This window comes from Ancylobacter vacuolatus, from assembly GCF_030813595.1.
Lineage (GTDB): Bacteria > Pseudomonadota > Alphaproteobacteria > Rhizobiales > Xanthobacteraceae > Ancylobacter > Ancylobacter vacuolatus.
Genome location: NZ_JAUSUH010000010.1, coordinates 176,855 through 189,682, shown reverse-complemented (window position 1 = coordinate 189,682; position 12,828 = coordinate 176,855). Strand labels below are relative to the sequence as shown.

General features: G+C 67.9%; 11 protein-coding genes. 6 read left to right on the top strand and 5 right to left on the bottom strand.

Annotation, left to right across the window (positions count from 1 at the left end):
- The first annotated feature begins 2 nt into the window (after positions 1-2).
- Both J2S76_RS18970 and J2S76_RS18965 read left to right on the top strand, forming a co-directional pair.
- Positions 3-641: a methyltransferase domain-containing protein gene (locus J2S76_RS18970; RefSeq protein WP_307062995.1), complete on the top strand. Its 639-nt coding sequence runs from the start codon at positions 3-5 to the stop codon at positions 639-641.
- Entirely contained in the window at positions 638-1,684 is a 1,047-nt protein-coding gene (locus J2S76_RS18965) for an ELM1/GtrOC1 family putative glycosyltransferase (RefSeq protein ID WP_307062994.1), read from the top strand. The genes J2S76_RS18970 and J2S76_RS18965 overlap by 4 nt, the downstream gene beginning before the upstream one ends.
- Positions 1,685-1,743: 59 nt before the next feature.
- Here J2S76_RS18965 and J2S76_RS18960 read toward each other — a convergent pair whose 3' ends face one another.
- The 5 genes from J2S76_RS18960 to carA form a co-directional block, all read right to left on the bottom strand.
- Positions 1,744-2,820, bottom strand: coding sequence for a glycosyltransferase family 4 protein (locus tag J2S76_RS18960; RefSeq protein ID WP_307062992.1), 1,077 nt, complete (start codon positions 2,818-2,820; stop codon positions 1,744-1,746).
- Positions 2,821-2,839: 19 nt separating this feature from the next.
- Positions 2,840-3,313, bottom strand: a complete 474-nt coding sequence (gene greA / locus J2S76_RS18955; protein WP_018387047.1) for a transcription elongation factor GreA — start codon at positions 3,311-3,313, stop codon at positions 2,840-2,842.
- Between the two features lie 141 nt (positions 3,314-3,454).
- Positions 3,455-6,775 carry a carbamoyl-phosphate synthase large subunit gene (carB, locus tag J2S76_RS18950; protein ID WP_307062990.1) on the bottom strand — a complete coding sequence of 1,107 codons (3,321 nt, stop codon included), beginning with the start codon at positions 6,773-6,775 and terminating at the stop codon, positions 3,455-3,457.
- Positions 6,776-7,096: 321 nt separating this feature from the next.
- The gene (locus J2S76_RS18945) at positions 7,097-7,531 is read right to left on the bottom strand and encodes a hypothetical protein (RefSeq protein WP_307062988.1); all 435 of its coding nucleotides are present in this window, start codon (positions 7,529-7,531) and stop codon (positions 7,097-7,099) included.
- Positions 7,532-7,706: 175 nt separating this feature from the next.
- Positions 7,707-8,909, bottom strand: a complete 1,203-nt coding sequence (gene carA / locus J2S76_RS18940; RefSeq protein WP_307062986.1) for a glutamine-hydrolyzing carbamoyl-phosphate synthase small subunit — start codon at positions 8,907-8,909, stop codon at positions 7,707-7,709.
- A 244-nt stretch (positions 8,910-9,153) separates the two neighbouring features.
- Here carA and J2S76_RS18935 point away from each other — a divergent pair, with 244 nt between their 5' ends.
- The 4 genes from J2S76_RS18935 (at position 9,154) to dnaG (ending at position 12,735) form a co-directional block, all read left to right on the top strand.
- Positions 9,154-9,609, top strand: a complete 456-nt coding sequence (locus J2S76_RS18935) for a GatB/YqeY domain-containing protein (RefSeq protein WP_307062984.1) — start codon at positions 9,154-9,156, stop codon at positions 9,607-9,609.
- 45 nt (positions 9,610-9,654) lie between these two features.
- Positions 9,655-10,380 carry an AzlC family ABC transporter permease gene (locus J2S76_RS18930; RefSeq protein ID WP_307062982.1) on the top strand — a complete coding sequence of 242 codons (726 nt, stop codon included), beginning with the start codon at positions 9,655-9,657 and terminating at the stop codon, positions 10,378-10,380.
- Positions 10,377-10,685 carry an AzlD family protein gene (locus tag J2S76_RS18925; protein ID WP_307062980.1) on the top strand — a complete coding sequence of 103 codons (309 nt, stop codon included), beginning with the start codon at positions 10,377-10,379 and terminating at the stop codon, positions 10,683-10,685. The genes J2S76_RS18930 and J2S76_RS18925 overlap by 4 nt, the downstream gene beginning before the upstream one ends.
- Positions 10,686-10,794: 109 nt before the next feature.
- Positions 10,795-12,735: a DNA primase gene (gene dnaG / locus J2S76_RS18920; RefSeq protein WP_307062978.1), complete on the top strand. Its 1,941-nt coding sequence runs from the start codon at positions 10,795-10,797 to the stop codon at positions 12,733-12,735.
- The last annotated feature ends 93 nt before the right edge of the window (positions 12,736-12,828 follow it).

The following is a 12,828-nucleotide window of genomic DNA, read 5'->3' as shown; positions in this document are numbered from 1 at the left end:
GGATGGCACACAGCCTCGTCGACGAATATGCGAAGCTGCATGCGCGGCACCGCTACGGCGCCACGGCGCGCCACGCGCTGGCCGACATGCTGCCGCACATCCTGGCACTGAAGCCCGCCTCGCTGATCGATTTCGGCTGCGGCCAGAGCAATCTCGCCTTCCTCATCGCCGCCAAGGCGGGAATCGGCGAGATTCATCGCTATGATCCGGCTATCCCCGCCATTTCCACCCTGCCGAACACGCGGGTGGAACTGGCGGTCAATGTCGATGTGATGGAGCACATACCAGACGAGGAAATCGACGCGGTGCTGGCCTCCATCGCCGCCGCAGCCGAGCATGCGCTGTTCGTCATCGACATCGGCCCGGCCAAGATGCTTCTTTCCGACGGGCGCAACGCCCATGTCTCGCAGCATGGCGCGGACTGGTGGCTGGCGCGGTTGAAGCCGCATTTCCCCACCATTCGCGAAATGCCGATCCACCGCCGCGCCCGCGTCGCCTTCAAGACCTGGGACGGCGAGGTGAGGGGGCTCACCGGCCTTGCCGTGCGGGCGCGCGAGCGGGTGATCTACCGCACGCAGAAGCTGACCCGCTCGGCGCATCGCAAGCTGTTCGGGGTGAAGCCGCGCGGAGCCGCCCGGTGAAGCTGCTGGTCCTGCGCGACAAGAAGCCGGGCCATTTCAACCAGGCGGAGGGCGTCGCGCTGGCGGTGGGCCGTCTCGCGCCGACCGAGGTGGCGCGGCTCGACATCCGCCCGACCTGGTTCGCCCATGACGATGTGCGCAAGATCGTCATGCGCCGCTATGGCCGCGACGCGCGCTATTGGCTGAAATCGATGTACGCGGTCGCGGCGGAGAGCCTCGACAAGCCCGATGTCATCATCGGCTCGGGGCGGCCGACGATCGCGGCGGGCATCCTGCTCAGCCGGTTCTTCGGCGGCGTGCCCTTTCTCTATTCCGGCGGTATCGGCGGCTATGACACGCGCGAGGTCAGCCTGATGATCGTCGCCTCGCCGCGCGCGGCCGGCAATCCGCGCTCGGCCTCGGCGCCGATCCCCTCCATCGTCGACCCTGCCGACTATCCCGCCCCGCGCCGGCTTTCGACGCTTGCCGATCTGCGCGGTGCCGAGATCGCGCTGCTGGTCGGCGGCACGGCCTATCGCAAGGAATGGCCGGCGAATGAATGGGAGGCGCTGATCGCGCTCGTGCGCGCGGTGGCGAAGGAGCACGGCGTGCGCTGGCGGGTGACGACCTCGCGTCGCACGCCGGATGAAGTCGGGGCGCGTCTGGCGGCGTTGGCCGGGGAGGGCGTGCTGGCCGAGTTCATCGACTACCGAACGGCCGGGCCCGGCTCGGTGCGGGCGCTGTTCGGCGCCGATGCGGTGGTGGTGACGGAAGATTCGATGAGCATGCTGGTGGAGGGGCTGACGGCGAAGCGTCCCGTCATCGGCCTGCGCTCAGCCAAGGTGCATGACGGCTATGCCAGCGAGGCGATCTCGGCCTGGGCGGCGAAAAGCTGGGCCGCGCCCGCCTTTGGCCCGAGCCTTGCCATCCTGCCGCTCGGCACGGTGACGGCGGCGCAATTCGCCGGCACGCTGATCAAGTTAGATCCGCCGACGCTGGATGTGCGCGGCGAGATCGCCCGCCTCATCGCCCCGGTGCTGGGTCTCGACGCGCCGGCGATCTAATTCTTTGTTTTGTCGCGTTTTCTTCACGCGAACCGGTAGCCACTTCGCTCGAAACCGCTCTAGGCCGCCGCCCAGACCTTCTCGTACACCGCGTTGATCTTCTCGGCCTCGGTCGCGATCGAATGGTTGTCGACGACATGTCGGCGGGACGCGGCCGCCATGTCAGCGCGGCCGGCATCGTCCAGCTGCACGAAAGCCGTCACCGCCGCCGCCATGGCCTCGCTATCGCCGGGCGGGATGATGGCGCCGGTCTTGCCCTCCATCACCAGTTCCTCGAAGGCGCCGACTTGCGTGGCGACGACAGGCACGGCGCAGGCCATCGCTTCCAGCGGGGTGACGCCAAAGCCCTCCCAGCGCTGGGGGGCGACATAGAGGTCGAGCGCCCGGTACCACAGCGCGATGTCGGAGGTCGCGACCTCGCCGGGGAAGAGGATGCGGTCGGCAAGGCCGGCCCTCTCCACCTTGGCACGCTGATCGGCGAAGAAGGCGGTGTGCGCGCCGGTCGCCCGCCCCAGCACCACGCCACCCCAGCCGGGATGGTCGGGGAGCACGCGGATCAGCGCGTCGACAAACACATCCGTTCCCTTCTGGGCGCGGATGCGGCCGAAGCAGCCAATCATCTTGAGATCCTCCGGCAGGCCAACGGCGCGCCGCGCCGTCGCCTTGTCGGGCGCGGGGGCGAAGCTGTCCATGTCGATGCCGTGATGGATGACGGTGGAGGGGCGCTGAAGATAGCCCGCCGTCTTGCCCGAGGTCGCGATCACCGCGTCCATGCGGGAGATGAGGAAGCGGCTCCAGCGCGTATGCCAGCGCTGCGAGGCGGAGGTGAAGACGAGGCTCAGCCTCATCCGCAGCAGATCGCGCAGCACCACGCCGGCGAGCATCTCGACATTGCGGCGGGCGTGCCAGATGCGGGTGGGGCGGCGGGCCGGCCGGCGCCAGAAATGGCTGAGGTCGGCCACGCCGATGCGCGGCACGCTGTTCGCCAGGCCCGGGCCTAAGGCGGCAATGCCGATGGAGCGCGCCTGAAAGGGCAGCACGCGCTCGAGCGTCGAGGTGACGCCGGAGAGGCGGCGCTTGAAATTCGGCGCCACGACTTCGAGCCGTGCCGGATCGATCGCCGCCTTCTCCGTCATGTCGGGCCTGCGTCCGTCCTCAGGCGAAGCGGACAGCGGCGATCTCGTAGGAGCGGGCGCCCTTGGGCGTCACCACTTCCACCGACGTGCCGAGCTTCTTGCCGATCAGCGCGCGCGCCATGGGCGAGGAGATGGAGATGCGCCCCGCCTTGGCGTCGGCTTCCATGTCGCCGACGATCTGCCAGACGCGCTCTTCCTCGGTGTCCTCGTCGATCAGCTTGACCGTGGCGCCGAACATCACGGTGTCGCCGGTCAGCTTGGCGACGTCGATGATCTCGGCGCGGGACAATTTGTCCTCAAGCTCGGCGATGCGGCCCTCGTTCAGCGCCTGCTGTTCCTTGGCGGCGTGATATTCCGCATTCTCCGACAGGTCGCCATGGGCGCGCGCTTCCGAGATGGCCTCGATGATGCGCGGGCGCTCGACCTGCTGGCGGCGCTTGAGTTCTTCTTCCAGCGCGGCGTGGCCGCCGGCGGTCATCGGAATCTTTTCCATTGGTCTGTTCTTGACCTCCCAAAAGCAAACGAAGCCCCCGCGGGCGGAAGATCGGGGCCATCAGCCTCGATCGAACCACCCGCGCGGGCTTATCCGTTATCCGGCTCCTAACGCCGCGAGGCGCCGTCAGGTTCGTCCGGTCTAGAAATAGTCCTGCAGGGCCCGCACTTCCAGATCGCCGCCAATATAGGCCTTGATCCCGCGCGCCGCCGCAATCGCTCCGGACAGCGTGGTGTAGTACGGCACTTTATGCAAGAGGGCGGCGCGGCGGAGCGAACGCGAGTCCGCGAGCGCCTGGGCACCCTCAGTGGTGTTGAACACCAGCTGGACCTCGCCATTCTTGATCGCGTCGACAATGTGCGGGCGGCCTTCCAGCACCTTGTTGATCTTGGCGCTGGGCACGCCATTCTCGACGAGGTAGCGCTGGGTGCCTGACGTGGCGATCACCTTGAAGCCGAGCGAGACAAGAAGCCGCGCCGCGTCCAGAATGCGCGCCTTGTCGCCGTCGCGCACGGAGATGAACACCGTTCCCGAGGTCGGTACCTTGGTGCCGCCGCCGAGCTGGCTCTTGGCGAAGGCGACGGCGAAGGACTTGTCGAGACCCATCACTTCGCCGGTGGAGCGCATTTCCGGGCCGAGCACCGTGTCGACGCCGGGGAAGCGGGCGAAGGGGAACACCGCCTCCTTCACCGCCACATGGTCGCCGGCGAAGGGTTTTAGCCCGAACGAGGCCAGCGGCTCGCCGGCCATGATGCGGGCGGCGATCTTGGCGAAGGGCTGGCCCACCACCTTGGCGACGAAGGGCACGGTGCGGGAGGCGCGCGGATTGACCTCCAGCACGAAGATCTTGCCGTCCTTGATCGCGTACTGGACGTTCATCAGCCCGCCGACGCCGAGCGCCAGCGCCATCTTGCGGGTCTGCGCCTCCAGTTCGGCGATCATTTCAGGCGACAGCGAGTAAGGCGGCAGCGAGCACGCCGAATCGCCGGAATGGATACCGGCTTCCTCGATATGCTCCATGATGCCGCAGATGAAGGTGTCGGTGCCGTCGGCGAGGCAGTCGACATCCACCTCGATGGCGTCCGAGAGATAGCGGTCGAACAGCAGCGGGTTCTTGCCCAGCAGCGTGTTGATCTGCCCGGTCTTGTCGTTGGGGTAGCGGGCCTTGATGTCGTTCGGCACCAGTCCCGGCAGCGTCTCCAGCAGGTAGTCGCCGAGCTGGCTCTCCTCATGGATGATCTGCATCGCCCGCCCGCCCAGCACATAGGAGGGGCGCACGACGAGGGGATAGCCGAGCTCGGCGGTCACGAGCCGGGCCTGCTCCACCGAATAGGCGATGCCGTTGGCCGGCTGGCGCAGCTTCAGCTTGTCGAGCAGGGTCTTGAAGCGGTCGCGGTCCTCAGCGAGGTCGATCGCCTCCGGCGAGGTGCCGAGAATGGGAATCTCCGCCTCTTCCAGCGCGCGGGCGAGCTTCAGCGGGGTCTGGCCGCCGAACTGCACGATGACGCCGTGCAGCGTGCCGTTGGCGCGCTCGCGCTCCAGAATCTCGAGCACGTCCTCGGCGGTCAGCGGCTCGAAATAGAGCCGGTCCGAGGTGTCGTAGTCGGTCGACACGGTTTCCGGGTTGCAGTTGACCATGATGGTTTCATAGCCGACCTCCTTCAGCGCGAAGGCGGCATGGCAGCAGCAATAGTCGAACTCGATGCCCTGGCCGATGCGGTTCGGCCCGCCGCCGAGGATGACCACCTTCTTGGCATTGGTCGGGCGCGATTCGTCGGCCGGGACGCCGGCAAAGGGCATCTCGTAGGACGAGTACATATAGGCGGTCGGGGCGGCGAACTCGGCGGCGCAGGTGTCGATGCGCTTGTAGACCGGGCGCACGTCCAGCGCCCGGCGGCGCTCCGAGACCTCGGCCTCGGAAAGCCGGGCAAGGCCGGCGAGGCGCGAATCCGAGAAGCCCATCGCCTTCAGCCGGCGGAAGGCACCCGCGGTCTTCGGCAGGCCGTGGGCGCGCACCTTGGCCTCGGTGTCGACGATCTCGCGGATCTGTTCGAGGAACCACGGGTCGATCTTGCAGCCGGCATGGATGGCCTCGTCGTCGAGGCCGAGGCGCATCGCCTGCGCCACCTTCAACAGCCGGTCCGGGGTCGGGGTGCCCAGCGCGGCGCGCACGGCGTTCTTGTCGTCGCCGAGCCCGAGGCCTTCGATCTCGATCTCGTCGAGGCCGGTGAGGCCGGTCTCCAGCGAGCGCAGCGCCTTCTGCAGCGATTCCTGGAAGGTACGGCCAATGGCCATCGCCTCGCCGACCGACTTCATCGAGGTGGTCAGCGTCGGCTCGGCGCCGGGGAACTTCTCGAAGGCGAAGCGGGGAATCTTGGTGACGACATAGTCGATGGTCGGTTCGAACGAGGCCGGCGTGGCGCCGCCGGTGATGTCGTTGGCGATCTCGTCCAGCGTATAGCCGACCGCAAGGCGCGCGGCGACCTTGGCGATGGGGAAGCCCGTCGCCTTGGAGGCCAGCGCCGAGGAGCGCGAGACGCGCGGATTCATCTCGATGACGATCATCCGGCCGGTTTCCGGGTCGATCGCGAACTGCACGTTCGAGCCGCCGGTCTCGACGCCGATCTCGCGCAGCACGGCGAGCGAGGCGTCGCGCATGCGCTGATATTCCTTGTCGGTCAGCGTCAGCGCCGGGGCGACGGTGATGGAATCGCCGGTATGGACGCCCATCGGGTCGATGTTCTCGATGGAGCAGACGATGATGCAGTTGTCCGCCTTGTCGCGGACGACCTCCATCTCATACTCCTTCCAGCCCAGCACGCTCTCTTCCACCAGCACTTCATTGGTGGGGGAGGCGTCGATGCCGCGCTCGATGATCTCGATATATTCCGACTTGTTGTAGGCGATGCCGCCGCCGAGCCCGCCCATGGTGAAGGAGGGGCGGATGATGGCCGGCAGGCCGACCTCTTCCAGCGCTTCCAGCGCCTGCGGCAGGGTCTTAATCTGGCGCGAGCGCGGCGTGTCGAGGCCGATCTTGGTCATCGCGTCGCGGAACAGCTCGCGGTCCTCGGCCTTGTCGATGGCCTCGGCGGTGGCGCCGATCATCTCGACGTCATATTCGTCCAGCACGCCCATTTTGCGCAGCGACAGCGCGCAATTCAGCGCCGTCTGTCCGCCCATGGTCGGCAGAAGGGCGAAGCCGCCGGGGATCGCGTGGCGCTCCTTGGCGATGATCTTGGCGACGATTTCCGGGGTGATCGGCTCGATATAGGTGGCGTCGGCTAGGTCCGGGTCGGTCATGATCGTCGCCGGATTGGAATTGACCAGCACGACCCGATACCCTTCCGCCTTCAGCGTCTTGCACGCCTGGGTACCGGAATAATCGAATTCGCAGGCCTGCCCGATGACGATGGGGCCGGCGCCGATGATGAGGATGGTGGAAATATCTGTGCGTTTCGGCATCGGATCCCGTGCGGCTCGCGCATTAGTCCGGGCGCACAAAAAAGGACGCGCTGTGCGACGCGTCCTTGGGCGGACCCGGATTGAACTTTCTGGGCGAGGTCACGCCCCGCAATTGGGGGCTTCCCTTAACGCAGATTCCTTCGGGGGGGAAGGGCGCGGGTGCTGTTAAGCCCTGCGGTCGACGCAGGGGGCGCATGAATTCCACAGGCGACTGTGGCCTTTCCGCTAAACGCGGCGGTGGCGCGTCGTTCCCCCCGTGGGGGAGGGCGCCCGTTTCGGCGCTGGCGACGGTGTGACCGTCACGGGCGGGCGCCCAGTACCTTACTTGGTCTTCTTGAACAGGCCGCAGGACACGGCGTTCCAGGTCGGCAGGCTATCGATCCAGCAGAGTTCGAGCTTGTCGTCGACAAGGCGGCCTTCCACCGTGCCGCTGTCGCCGGACATCAGGATTTCCTTGTTGTCGAACCGGATGACGCCGACGATGGCCTCGCTCTTCCCCTGCGGCCCGGTGGCGACGCCATGGAAAGCACGGCCATCCTGCGCCTCGATCGTGTAGGTGAAGGCCTGGTCGGGCGTGCCGAAGGTGGGCTTGGGCAGGTCGTCGAAATATTTGTTGCTGGTTCCGACGCGGGCAGCGGCGAACGCCTCGTCGGCGAGCGCCCAGGTGCCGATGAGGCTGGGCACCGTGTCGGCGCGGGCGCTGGCGGCCGGCAGCAGGGCGAGGGTCAGCGAAGCGAGCAGCAGGGGGGTCTTCATGGCGGGGGCTCCTCCGAAAGCGGCGGCGCTTGGCGCGTCGCCGCATCGGGCAAGCGCGCGGCGCCGGCAGGGCCCCCGCAATGCCGCCGCGCGCCGCACGCATGGTGACAGGCCCTCATGCAAGCGCAATGACCTTGCCGGCGGTGCCGCCGGCTTGGTTCAGGGCGAAGGTGGCTCAGGCCGCCTTGTTCTTCGCGATCATCTCGACGAAGCGGTCGAACAGATAGTGGCTGTCCTGCGGGCCGGGGCTGGCCTCGGGGTGATACTGCACCGAGAACACCGGCTTGTCGGTCAGCGCGATGCCGGCATTGGAGCCGTCGAACAGCGAGACATGCGTCTCGGTGGCGGTGGCCGGCAGGCTGTCGCGGTCGACCGCGAAGCCGTGATTCATCGAGGTGATCTCGACCTTGCCTGTCGTGTTGTCCTTCACCGGATGGTTCGCGCCGTGATGGCCCTGGTGCATCTTCACCGTGCGCCCACCCACCGCGAGGCCGATCATCTGGTGGCCGAGGCAGATGCCGAAGGTCGGCACGCCGCGGGCGATGATCTCGCGAATCACCGGCACCGCATATTCGCCTGTCGCCGCCGGATCGCCGGGACCATTGGAGAGGAACACGCCGTCCGGCTGGAGCGCCATGATCTCTTCCGCCGAGGTAGTGGCGGGCACCACCGTCACCTGGCAGCCGGCGCGGGCGAGCAGGCGCAGAATGTTGCGCTTGATGCCGTAATCGACAGCGACGACATGGTGGGCGGGGGCAGTCTGCCGGCCATAGCCGTCCGGCCAGCTCCAGGTGGTCTCGTCCCAGGAAAAGCGCTGGGCGGACGTGACCATCGGCACCAGGTCCATGCCCTCCAACCCCGGCCACGCCGCGGCTTCCGCCTTCAGCGCCGGCAGGTCGAACTGGCCGTTGTGCGCATGGGCGATCACCGCGTTCGGCATGCCGCCGTCGCGGATGAGGGCGGTCAGCGCGCGGGTGTCGATGCCGGAGATGGCGATGATGCCGCGCGCCTTCAGCCAGGCGTCGAAATGCCGGGTGGCGCGGTAATTCGAGGGATCGGTGATGGCCGAGTGCAGCACCACGCCGCGCACGCCGGAGGCGCCGGCCATCGAGATGGTCTCGACGTCTTCCTCATTGGTGCCGACATTGCCGATATGGGGGAAGGTGAAGGTGATGATCTGCCCGGCATAGGACGGATCGGTCAGCACTTCCTGATAGCCGGTCATGGCGGTGTTGAAGCATACTTCGCCGACCGCATGGCCGGTGGCGCCGAGGCCGAAGCCTTCGAGCACGGTGCCGTCGGCAAGAACGAGGATGGCGGTCGGGAGCGGCTCGGCCCACACGTCGTCGCCGGAGTGCTGTTCAGCGCTACCGTTCATTGATCTTGTTCCCTGTCATCTCGTGCCCTAATTAGTCCGTTGCCGCGCCGGATGCCAGCCTTGCCGCTGCGTATCTGGGCTACGATTTGCGGATGGCTGCGCCGGAACCGGCGGCGGCGCGTCCGGGTCCGCGCGGCGACCCCCGGAAAGCGCGGGGCTATATCCATTGGAGCGCGAATGGCGTGCGGCCCGGTTTCTCGGGGTTTCGGCACGCCGTCTCGCGGATTGCAGGAAGGCTTGAGCCGTGTTGCGCGACGAGATCAACCAATCGCTGAAAAGCGCCATGAAGGCGCAGGACAAGCTGCGTCTCGGCACGCTGCGCCTCGTCAATGCCGCGATCAAGGATCGCGACATCGAGGCGCGCGGCCATGGCAAGGACCCGCTTTCCGACGACGAACTGCTCGGCCTGCTGACCAAGATGATCAAGCAGCGCGAGGAATCGGCGAAGGTCTATGAAGAAGCCGGCCGCGTCGATCTCGCCACCCAGGAGCGCGAGGAAATCGTCGTCATCCAGTCCTTCCTGCCCGCCCAGATGAGCGAAGCCGAGGCGCAGGCCGCCATCGCCGCGGTCATCTCTGAGATCAACGCCCATGGCCTCAAGGACATGGGCCGCACGATGGCGGCGCTCAAGGAGCGGCATACCGGGGTGATGGATTTCGGCAAGGCCAGCGGTACGGTCAAGGCCCTGCTCACCGCGTGAGCGGCGACGCCGGCCAAACACTCCCTTTCAGCGCGTAGCCCCGCCATGCCGCCAACCTCCGAACCGCACCCGCCCGGTGCCACGCTCACCTGGGCTGGCTGCTGGCGCGGGGCGCGGGCGATTCTTCCCGTCCTGCCACCCGTCTTCGTGTTCGGCATCGCCTTCGGCATCGCCGCGCGCGGCGTCGGGCTGGAGGGTTGGGTCGCCGCGCTGATGAGCATGGCCGTCTTCGCCGGTGCGGCGCAGTTCGCCGTACTGGATCTGTGGACGAGCCCGGTGCCGTGGCTGCCGCTGCTGGTGGCGACCTTCGCCATCAATGCGCGGCACATCCTGCTCGGCGCCTCGCTGCGGGCGCTGTGCCAGGGGCTTTCGCCGTGGAAGGTCTATGGCGCGATGACGCTGCTCAGCGATCTCAACTGGGCGGCCCTGATCGCCGCCGAGCGCAAGGGCGAGCGCGACCTCGGCTATCTTGTCGGCGGCGGCCTGCTGATGTGGGCGACCTGGGTGTCGGCCACGGTGATCGGCGCGGTGGCCGGCGGGCTGACGCTGGACGATGTGAAGACCTATGCGCTCGACCTCGTGCTCGTCGCCTTTTTCGCCACCACGCTGGTCGGGCTGCGGCGGGGACGGGTCGATGACCTGCCCTGGCTGGTGGCGGGTCTGGCAGCCATGGGCGCGGTGTGGTTCCTGCCGCCCAACTGGCATGTGATGGTGGGCGGGTTGGCGGGCGGCGTCGCCGGGCTCATCCGTGACGAGTTGAAGCGCCCATGAGCACGACGGACGCCCTGCTTGTGGTCTGCGCCATGGCGCTCGTCACCTATGCGACGCGGGCGGGCGGCATCTTTTTGGTCGGCTTCGTGCCGATGTCGGCCCGCACCGAGAATTTCCTGCGCTATCTCGCCGGGGCGGTGCTGGTGGCGCTTGTCGTGCCGGCGACGGTGCGCGGCGGGCCGGAGGGCTATGTTGCGGTCGGCGTCGCCATCCTCGCCCGGCTGGTTTTGCGCAAGGCGCTGCCGGCCATCGCGCTCGGCATCCTCGCGGCGGCGCTGTGGCGCGCCTATATGGGAGCGAGCTGAGGGCTGGGGACAGCGGGGACGGCGGCGGCGCGGGCGCGGTTCTTGCGGCCGCGAGTGCCGCCCTCCTGCTATGATGTCCAGCCAAGCTTCACCGTGAGTTCACGCCCCCATGCGCTTTCCGCCCTCGTTCCTCGACGAGATACGCGCCCGCCTCCCGGTGTCGGAGGTGGTGAGCAAGCGCGTGCCGTTGAAGAAGCAGGGCCGGGAATGGCGCGGCCTGTCGCCGTTCAACCCGGAGAAGACCCCGTCCTTCTATGTCAACGACCAGAAGGGCTTCTATCACTGCTTCTCCTCCGGCAAGCATGGCGATCAGTTCGACTTCCTGATGGAGGTCGAAGGCCTGCCCTTTCCGGAGGCGGTGGAACGGCTGGCCTCCATGGCGGGCCTCGCCATGCCGGTTCAGTCGCGCGAGGAGGAAAAGCGCGAGAGCCGGCGCAAGACGCTGCACGAGGTGATGGAACTCGCCGCCCAGTATTTCGAGGCGACGCTGCAGGGCCGCGCCGGCGCCAAGGGGCGTGGCTATCTCGCCGATCGCGGCCTCGGGCCCTCGGTGCAGGCCCGCTTCCGCCTCGGCTACGCCCCGCCGGACCGATTCGCGCTGAAGGAAGCGCTGGGCGGGCGCGGCGTGCCGGTGGAGGACATGGTCGAGGCCGGGCTGCTGATTTCGGCCGAGGACATCGCCATTCCCTATGATCGCTTCCGCGACCGGGTGATCTTCCCGATCACCGATCTGCGCGGGCGGGTCGTCGCCTTTGGCGGGCGGGCGCTGGAGAAGGACGTGCCGGCCAAGTACCTGAACTCGCCGGAAACGCCGCTCTTCCACAAGGGCGCGCTGCTCTACAACGCCTTCAACGCCCGCACGGCGGCCCATAATGGCGCCGCCGTGATTGCGGCGGAGGGCTATGTCGACGTGATCGCCCTGGTCGAGGCCGGCTTTGCCGGGGCGGTGGCCCCGCTCGGCACGGCGCTGACCGAGGAGCAACTCGCGCTTTTATGGAAGATGGCGCCCGAGCCGGTGCTGCTGTTCGACGGCGACAAGGCCGGCCGTCGCGCCGCCTGGCGGGCGATGGACCTTGCCTTGCCGCACCTGAAGCCTGGGGTGAGCCTTTCCTTCGGCCTGCTGCCCGAGGGGCAGGACCCGGACGATCTGGTGCGGGCCGGCGGCCGCGAGGCGGTGGACGCGGTGCTGGCGCAGGCCCGTCCGCTGGCGGATGTGCTGTGGGCGCGCGAAATCGAGACCGCGAGCGTCGACACCCCCGAGCGCCGCGCGGCGCTGGAGGCGCGGATCGGCGAGATCGTCAAGGTGATCGGCGACGAAACGGTGCGCAAGCATTACCGCGCCGAGCTGATGGAGCGCTTCCGCCGCCTGTTCGCCCCGTCCTCCGGGCAGGGGGAGGGCGGGCGCCGCTCGGCCAATGATTATTCCGGCTATTCCGGGCGTGCCGGAGCCAAGGGCGGACGGCGGCCCGGCACCGGTCGCCCGTTGGCGGGGCGGGGTGGCGGCGAGACCATGCGCCGCTCGGCGCTGGTGCGCGGGGCGGCGGCGGAAATGCCGCGCAACGAGGCGCTGCTGCTTTTCGCCCTGATCAACCATCCCTGGCTGATCGACCAGTGCGCCGAGGAACTTTCCGACTTGCATCTGCACAACCGGGAACTGGCCGATCTGCGCCGGGTGCTGCTCGACGCCCATATGGAGGGCGAGACCGAGGCGCCGGAGACTTTGGCGGCGCGTTTGGAGGGGCAGGGGCTGGCGCCGCTGGTCGACCGGCTCAGCCGTCTGGCGGTGGCGCGGCACGATTGGCCGGCCTTCTCGGATGCCGGCCGGGTCGATGTCGAGCTGTGGTGGCACCAGCGTCTGGTCTTGCACCGGCGGGGGCACGCCCTATCTAAGGACCTGAAAGAAGCCGAGAAACGGCTGGCCGAAGAACCCACCGACATGAACTGGGCGCGGTTTCTCGACGTACAAAGGCAGCTCGCGGCACTTGACGGAACCGAAGCTTTGGTAGAGGGGTTCGGCGCTGCGTCGGGTCGCCCGGCGCGGTCGATGTAAGGTCCCATCGGGCTGCACGCCCGCGCGTCTTCAGTCGCGTGGTGCGCGTGGCCCTGTTTGCGTCTCGCGCCGGGCACTGTGCGGGACGCCGGG

Bases quoted from the DNA above. Each gene is read 5' to 3' on its own strand.
- J2S76_RS18970 (WP_307062995.1), top strand. From the start codon at position 3: ATGGCACACAGCCTCGTCGACGAATATGCGAAGCTGCATGCGCGGCAC.
- J2S76_RS18960 (WP_307062992.1), bottom strand. From the start codon at position 2,820: ATGACGGAGAAGGCGGCGATCGATCCGGCACGGCTCGAAGTCGTGGCG.
- greA (WP_018387047.1), bottom strand. From the start codon at position 3,313: ATGGAAAAGATTCCGATGACCGCCGGCGGCCACGCCGCGCTGGAAGAA.
- carB (WP_307062990.1), bottom strand. From the start codon at position 6,775: ATGCCGAAACGCACAGATATTTCCACCATCCTCATCATCGGCGCCGGC.
- J2S76_RS18945 (WP_307062988.1), bottom strand. From the start codon at position 7,531: ATGAAGACCCCCCTGCTGCTCGCTTCGCTGACCCTCGCCCTGCTGCCG.
- carA (WP_307062986.1), bottom strand. From the start codon at position 8,909: ATGAACGGTAGCGCTGAACAGCACTCCGGCGACGACGTGTGGGCCGAG.
- J2S76_RS18930 (WP_307062982.1), top strand. From the start codon at position 9,655: ATGCCGCCAACCTCCGAACCGCACCCGCCCGGTGCCACGCTCACCTGG.
- J2S76_RS18925 (WP_307062980.1), top strand. From the start codon at position 10,377: ATGAGCACGACGGACGCCCTGCTTGTGGTCTGCGCCATGGCGCTCGTC.
- dnaG (WP_307062978.1), top strand. From the start codon at position 10,795: ATGCGCTTTCCGCCCTCGTTCCTCGACGAGATACGCGCCCGCCTCCCG.